This is a genomic window from Nocardia neocaledoniensis (assembly GCF_029868625.1).
Lineage (GTDB): Bacteria > Actinomycetota > Actinomycetes > Mycobacteriales > Mycobacteriaceae > Nocardia > Nocardia neocaledoniensis_A.
In genome coordinates this window covers 22,040-28,973 of the sequence record NZ_JARWOJ010000314.1, presented here as the reverse complement: position 1 = coordinate 28,973, position 6,934 = coordinate 22,040, and the positions used below count along the sequence as shown (strand labels likewise).

The window sequence follows — 6,934 nt, the reverse complement described above, 5'->3', positions numbered from 1 at the left end:
GGGCACCACCGACTTCACCGCCGCTATCGGCACCGGGCCGTTGAAGCGCGCGTCCTACCAGGGCGGCCACGCCCCGCGGGTTCGCAACGCGCAGTGGCCCCGCCCCCCCCCCCGGCGCGCCCCCCCCCCCCCCGCCCGCCCCCCGCCCCCCCCCGCGGACGCGTCGCTCGGGCGCGGGCCACGCGTGGCGCCGGCCCCGGCACCGACCGGCACCCGGTGCCCGATGTCGCCACCGGCCCGCTTGGCGAGCACCTTCTTGGTGTGCGCGGCCACCGGCCCCCAGCGCTCCTTGATCGAGACCAGCACCGGCACGGCGAGGAAGATCGAGGAGTAGGCGCCGACGATCATGCCGACCAGCTGCACGAGCGCGAGGTCCTTGAGCGTGCCGACGCCGAGCAGCCACACCGCGATCACCAGCATGCCGATGATCGGCAGGATGCCGATGACGGTGGTGCTGATCGAGCGCATCAGGGTCTGGTTGGCGGCCAGGTTCGCCTGTTCGGCGTAGGTGCGTTTGTTCAGGTGCAGGACGCCGCGGGTGTTCTCCTCGACCTTGTCGAAGACCACCACGTTGTCGTAGAGCACGTAACCCAGGATCGTGAGCAGACCGATCACCGCGGCCGGCGTCACCTCGAAGCCGACCAGCGAATAGATGCCCGCGGTCACGATCAGGTTGAAGAACAGGGACACGATCGCGGCGATCGACATGTCGCGTTCGAATCGGATCGCGATGTAGATCATCGTCAGCGCGACGAACACCGCCAGCGCGATCAGCGCCTTCTGGGTGATCTGGCCACCCCAGGTCTCACTGATCTCGGCGATGCTGATCGCGTTGCGGGTGACCTGCCCGGCGGAGTCCTTGGGCTGGAACTCCTCGAACAGCGCGTTCTGCAACTGCTCGGTCTGCGCCGCGTCGAGGGTCTCCGAGCGCACCTGGATGGTGGCCGAGGCGCCGGAGCCGACCTCCTGCACCGCCACCGGCCCGTGGCCGAGGGTCCGCGCGTAGACGTCTTCGACCTGCTGGCTGGTGACATCGCCCGCGGCCGGGAGCTGGATCCGCGAACCACCGGCGAAATCGATGCCGAGGGTGAACCCACGCACCGCGATGCTGAGCACCGAGATCAGCAGCAGGATCGCCGCCAGCGAATAGAACAGTTTGCGGCGGCTGACGATCGGGAAGCCGCCGGTACCGGTGTAGAGGCGCTCGAAGAATCCGTGCTTGGGCTGCCCCTGTGACGGCTCGGCCTTGTCCAGGTACACCGATTCCTCGGTGGGTCGGTCGTTGCTCATCGTGACATCTCCTTCGGCCGGACCTGGCCCGCGCCGCGTTCCCTGGCGATCTGCTGCATCGAACCGAGACCGTTCACCGACGGCTTCGCCCAGAACGGCGAGCGCGCGGCGAGCATCATCAGCGGTGCCGTGACCAGGTAGAGCACGATCACGTCGAGGACGGTGGTGATACCGAGGGTGAAGGCGAAGCCCTTCACCTGTCCGGCGGCGAGCAGGTACAGCACGACCGAGGCGATGAGGCTGACGGTCTTGCCGGAGAGGTTGGTGCGCTGCGCCCTGGCCCAGCCGCGCGGCACGGCCGAACGGAAGCTGCGGCCCTCACGCATCTCGTCCTTGATGCGTTCGAAGAACACGACGAACGAGTCGGCGGTCAGGCCGATACCGATGATCAGACCGGCGATACCGGCCAGATCGAGGGTGAAGCCGATCCAGCGTCCGAGCAGCACGATGATGCCGTAGACGGCGGCACCGGCCGCGATCAGCGAGAACCCGGCGATCAGGCCGAGCATGCGGTAGACGAACAGGCAGTACAGCAGGACCGCGATCAGACCGACCGCGCCGGCGAGCAGACCCGCCTTGAGCGAGGACAGGCCCAGCGTCGCCGACACCGTCTCGGCCTCGGAGGTCTGGAACGACAGCGGCAGGGAGCCGTACTTCAGCGTGTTGGCCAGCTCGGCCGCGCTGTCGGCGGTGAAGCTGCCGGAGATCGAGGTGCGGCCACCCAGCTGCGGACCCTGCTGCACCTGCGGCGCGCTGACGACCTTCGAGTCGAGCACGAACGCGACCCGCTGGTTGACGTATTCGCCGGTCAGATCGGCCCAGGCATCGGTGCCGCTGCCCTTGAACTCGAGGTTCACCTCGTGGCGCGCCTGCTGGGAGTTCAGGCCGGAGGTCGCGTCGGCGATCTCCTGGCCGTCGATGCGGCTCGGGCCGAGCAGGAACACCTCGGTGCCGTCCTGCGAGCAGGTGACCAGCGGCAGCGCCGGGTCGTCGTTGCCCGCCAGCGGGTCCGGCTTGGTGCAGTCCAGGCTCGCCGCGGCGACCTGCTGCACGGACTGGTCGGTGCTCTGCCGCAGTGCCTTGGCGTCGGCGATCTCCTTGGCCTGCTGCTGCTGGGGCGTGAGGTCGCCGCCGGGCGCGGGGGTGGGCGTCGGCGGCGCCTGCGCCGGGAACACCCGCGACTGCGGAGCGGGCGTGGTCGGCTCGCCCTGGGCCGGCGTCTCACCGGGCGTCGGCGCGGTCGACTCGCCGGGCGCGGGCGCGTCGGTGGCCGGGGCCTGCGGGGTACCACCCTGGGTCGGCGGCACCTGCGGCGCGGCGCCACCGGCCGCCGGCTGCGTGGCCGCCAGCACGGGACGGATGTAGAGCTTGGCGGTGGTGGCCAGCGCGCGAGCCTGCTGGCTGTCCTCGCCGGGCACCGTGATGACGAGGTTGTCGCCGTCGATGACCACCTCGGAACCGGAGACACCGAGGCCGTTGACACGGTTCTCGATGATCTCCTGCGCCTTCTTCAGGCTGTCCTGGCTCGGCCTGCTGCCGTCGGGGGTGCGCGCGGTCAGGGTGACGCGGGTGCCGCCCTGCAGATCGATACCGAGCTTGGGCGTGGGGGAATGGTCACCGGTGAAGAACACCAGCGCGTAGATCACGGCCAGCAGCGCGGCGTAGACGCCGAGCAGCCGGAACGGATGCGCCGATCCTTGGGAAGGTGGCACAGCAGGTCATCTCCTAGGCGGAAGTCGAGGTCGGAACGGGTGGGCACGACGATGCCCGCACCGGGTGCGCGCCACGGCGGCGCGCCGGCACCGGAGAGAGGGAGTGGATCAGTCCTTGGTCAGCCGGGTCTCGGTCTGCTCCGCGGACTCCTCGACGACGGCATCGGCCGCGGTGTCGGTCGCGGTGGCGGTCTCCTCGACCACCGGCTCCTCGGCACGCACCTCGCGGATCGCCTGGCGCAGCCAGGTGGTGACGACCTCCTCGGCGATCTCGAGGTCGACGGTGGTGTCGTCCAGGTCGACGACGGTGCCGTACAGGCCCGACGTGGTGACCACCTGGTCACCGACCTTCAGGCTCTCCTGCATGGACGCGACCTTCTCGGCCTCCCGCTTCTGTTTGCGGATGCCGAAGAACATCGGCACGAGCAGGGCGAGGATCAGCAGCGGAAACAGGAAGTCCATCGTCGAAGTCAGTCCCTAGTCAGTGGTGGACGTGCAAGTACGCCTGACAGTCTGCCAGTTCCCCGCGCCGGCGACACACCGGACACCGATCAGCGACCCCGCGCGCCGCTCACGCGGTGCGGCCGTAGGTGTAGTCGTCGAGCGGGAAGCCGACCGCCTCCCGGTGGGCGTTGAGGGTGCTGGTCGGGCGCAGCAGCGCCGCCTCACCGTGCTGGTTGAAGTAGTAGCTGCGCGAGGTCGAGCAGTCGCCGCCGTAGAAGACCGACGAGCCCAGCTTGTCGGTGACCCGGTCGAGGAACTCGGCGTTGGCCCGCTCGGTGACCTCGAAGGTCTGTTCGCCGCGCCGGAACAGCTCGGTGAACAGCCTGCCCATGTGCTTCATCTGGGCCTCGATGGTGGTGAAGTAGGACAGCCCGCTGTAGGAGTAGGGGCTGTTGAGGCTGAGGAAGTTGGGGAACTTGGGCACGGTGATGCCCTCGTAGGCCTGGAAGCGGTTGTCGCGCCAGAACTTCCCGAGGTTCACCCCGTCACGGCCGATGATCTCGATGGCCGGGAAGTTCACGTCCCACAGGTTGAAGCCGGTGGCCAGCAGCAGCGTGTCGATGGTGGTCTTGCGACCGTCGGCCGTGACGATGCCGTCGGGTTCGACGTGATCGATCGAGCTGGTCTCGAGTCGCACGTGCGGCTGGTTGAAGGTCTTGAAGTAGGTGTTGGAGAACGTCGGGCGCTTGCAGCCGAAGTCGTAGTGCGGGGTGAGTTCGGCCCTGGTCTTCTTGTCGCGCACCTGCGCGAACAGGTGCGCCTTGGCCAGCGCCGCGGCCGCGCTGTTGAGCGGCTTGGCCTGCGCGTAGTGCAGCACGCCGACGACCATGAGCGCTTCGAGCATCGCCGTGTTGGCCAGGCGGGCCGCCTTCTGGGTGAGCGGCACCTTGGCGAAGAGTTCCTGCACCACGCCGGGGATCGGCGCGTCGATCTTCGGCACCACCCAGATGGGGGTGCGCTGGAAGACGGTCAGCGCGGCGACGCGCTTGGCGACCTCGGGGACCAGCTGCACCGCGGTGGCACCGGTGCCGATGATCGCGGCCTTGCGGTCGGTGAGGTCGTAGTCGTCGTCCCAGGCGGTGGTGTGGATGATCTTGCCCGCGAAGGATTCGATGCCGGGGAACGGCGGGGTGTAGGGCTGGGAGAGGAACCCGGTCGCGGTGAGCAGGTAGCGGGCGGTGAGGGTTTCGCCGCCGGCGATCGAGACCGTCCACTGCTGGTTCTCGTCGTCCCACCGCGCACCGTCGACGACGGCGCCGAACCGCATGCGGCGGCTCAGGTCGTATTTACGCGCGATGTGGTGGGCGTACTTCTCGAGCTCGGCGCCCGGGGCGAACAGCCGCGACCAGTACGGATTGGGCTCGAAGGAATACGAATAGGTGACCGAGGCGATGTCGACGGCCAGACCGGGATACCGGTTCACATGCCAGGTACCGCCGAGGTCGTCCTCGCGCTCCAGGATGACGAAGTTCCGCAGCCCGAGCCGGTCGAGTTCGATGGCGGCTCCCATGCCGCCGAAACCCGCCCCGACCACGACCGCGTCCAACTGAGGTGCCACAACGAACCTCCACATGCGACATTGTGTCTGTTACAGAATGACACATCATTCCGCTGACGGCGACAGTAACATCACCGGGGTGACGAAGGCCGCCCCACGGATCGAACAGCGCAAAGCCGAATTACGCAGGGAGATCATCGACACGGCGTTCGACTGCTTCGCCGACAAGGGCTACCACGCCACCGGCATCGCCGACATCGCCGTCCGGCTCGGCATCGGGCACGGCACCTTCTACCGCTACTTCGCCAACAAGCGCGACATCATCGACCACGTCATCGACGATGTCACCGGTCGCGTGTTCACTTCGCTGGCGAACGAGCTGAGCCCGGAGACCGCGACCACCCTCGACGAGTACATCGACCTGCTGGACCGGATCGGTGAGTCCCTCAACCGGGTGCTGCTCGAGGACCCGCGGGTGCCGCAACTGCTGCTGTTCCACGCGACCGGCATCGACGACGAACTCACCGGCCGCGTGTTCGGTCTGGTCGACGCGACCGAGATCGTCATCACCGGCTACCTGGACCACGGCGTGCGCCTGGGTTACCTGCGCCCGGATCTGGATACTCCCACGACGGCGAAGGCCGCGCTCGGCATGGTCGTCGCCGGGATCGTGCACGGCATGCGAACCCCGGATCCGGCGCTGATGTCGGTGTACAGTCACGCCGTCAGACGGCTGTTCATCGAGGGCGTTCGCGATGGGCACGCGATGACGAAAAGCCATGGGATAGAAGGGCAATCCTGACACAATGACCGCTGTGACGCCCGACGATGTGAGCCGCACCCACTTCGCCATGCCCACCCTCGGCCACCGTGGCTACCACGCCGACGAGGTCGACGCGTTCCTGGAACTGGTCTCGGCGACGCTCGACGGACAGGGCGTACTCACCGCCGACGACATCCGGCACGTGCACTTCGGGGCACCGCGCTTCGGCGGTCGCGGCTACCAGGCCGACCAGGTCGACGATTTCCTCGACCGGGTCCGCACCGAACTCGAACACCGGCAGAAGGGTGGCGCCCCGGTCCCCGCCCCGCGCCCTGGCGACGACGTCGCCGAGATGCTCTCCCCCGACGACGTGCACCGCATGCAGTTCAGCCTGTCGGCGGTCGGGCGGCGCGGCTACCACGAGGAAGAGGTCGACGCGTTCCTCGATCTGGTCGCGGCGACCCTGGCCCACAACGGCCCGGGCAGCCTCACCGCCGAGGACGTGCGCGGGGTCCGCTTCACCGATACCCGCCTCGGCACCCGCGGCTACGCCCGCGAGGAGGTCGACGCGTTCGTCGACCTGGTGATCACCGCGCTCGAGCATGCCGAGCGGCGGCACTGATCAGCCCTGGATGCTGTGCAGTTCGGCCTCGCGCAGGTCGTCGGGGAACACGTAGCGCCGGAAGGCCCAGAACCGGAACGCCATCGCCAGCAGCACGCCGAGGATCTGTCCCGAGACGAAGTTCGCGACCGCCTGCACCACCGGGTCCACGTGCGGCACACGCAGGTTCAGCACATACAGCGAGACCGCCTGCGGGATCATGGTGACGCCGATCCCGAGCGCGCTGACGGTGAAGAACAGCGCCGCCTCGTGGCTGCGCTGCCTGCCGCCACGAGTGCGGAAGGACCACTCGCGGTTGAGGATGTAGGAGGCGATGGTCGCGATCAGCGCACCGAGCAGGCGCGCGGTGAGCGGCTTCTCGCCGAGCACGGTCAGCTTCACCGCGTACACGACCCCGGTGTCGATGAACCAGGTGATTCCACCGACGACCGCGAACTTCAGAAGCTCCCGATGTCTCAGGAGCAGGGAACGCAACGGCTCGGGGAGGCGTTGCACCACCGCTTGGACTGCCACCCGGCCGACAGTAGACGACCTCGCGGCAGCCT

Annotated in this window: 7 protein-coding genes; 2 read left to right on the top strand and 5 right to left on the bottom strand. The window is 68.4% G+C overall.

Annotated elements, in window-relative coordinates:
• Nucleotides 1–54: 54 nt before the first annotated feature.
• From secF to QH270_RS23530, 4 genes are all read right to left on the bottom strand, one after another.
• A complete protein-coding gene (gene secF, locus QH270_RS23545; protein ID WP_280346235.1) occupies nt 55–1,290 on the bottom strand; it encodes a protein translocase subunit SecF in 1,236 nt (411 codons plus the stop codon).
• Nucleotides 1,287–3,002 (bottom strand): protein translocase subunit SecD, encoded by a 1,716-nt coding sequence (gene secD / locus QH270_RS23540; protein ID WP_280346233.1) that lies wholly within the window; start codon nt 3,000–3,002, stop codon nt 1,287–1,289. The genes secF and secD overlap by 4 nt, the downstream gene beginning before the upstream one ends.
• 108 nt (nt 3,003–3,110) lie before the next feature.
• On the bottom strand, nt 3,111–3,464 hold the full coding sequence (gene yajC, locus QH270_RS23535) for a preprotein translocase subunit YajC (protein ID WP_280346232.1): 354 nt from the start codon (nt 3,462–3,464) through the stop codon (nt 3,111–3,113).
• A gap of 109 nt (nt 3,465–3,573) precedes the next feature.
• Entirely contained in the window at nt 3,574–5,064 is a 1,491-nt protein-coding gene (locus QH270_RS23530; protein WP_280346231.1) for a flavin-containing monooxygenase, read from the bottom strand.
• Between the two features lie 79 nt (nt 5,065–5,143).
• Here QH270_RS23530 and QH270_RS23525 point away from each other — a divergent pair, with 79 nt between their 5' ends.
• Together QH270_RS23525 and QH270_RS23520 are read left to right on the top strand one after the other, a co-directional pair.
• A complete protein-coding gene (locus tag QH270_RS23525) occupies nt 5,144–5,806 on the top strand; it encodes a TetR/AcrR family transcriptional regulator (protein WP_348537683.1) in 663 nt (220 codons plus the stop codon).
• Between the two features lie 4 nt (nt 5,807–5,810).
• The gene (locus tag QH270_RS23520) at nt 5,811–6,389 is read left to right on the top strand and encodes a DivIVA domain-containing protein (RefSeq protein WP_280346229.1); all 579 of its coding nucleotides are present in this window, start codon (nt 5,811–5,813) and stop codon (nt 6,387–6,389) included.
• Here QH270_RS23520 and QH270_RS23515 read toward each other — a convergent pair whose 3' ends face one another.
• Nucleotides 6,390–6,902 (bottom strand): GtrA family protein, encoded by a 513-nt coding sequence (locus tag QH270_RS23515; RefSeq protein ID WP_280346228.1) that lies wholly within the window; start codon nt 6,900–6,902, stop codon nt 6,390–6,392. It lies immediately after the preceding gene.
• Between the last annotated feature and the right edge of the window lie 32 nt (nt 6,903–6,934).

Bases quoted from the DNA above. Each gene is read 5' to 3' on its own strand.
- secF (WP_280346235.1), bottom strand. From the start codon at position 1,290: ATGAGCAACGACCGACCCACCGAGGAATCGGTGTACCTGGACAAGGCC.
- yajC (WP_280346232.1), bottom strand. From the start codon at position 3,464: ATGGACTTCCTGTTTCCGCTGCTGATCCTCGCCCTGCTCGTGCCGATG.
- QH270_RS23520 (WP_280346229.1), top strand. From the start codon at position 5,811: ATGACCGCTGTGACGCCCGACGATGTGAGCCGCACCCACTTCGCCATG.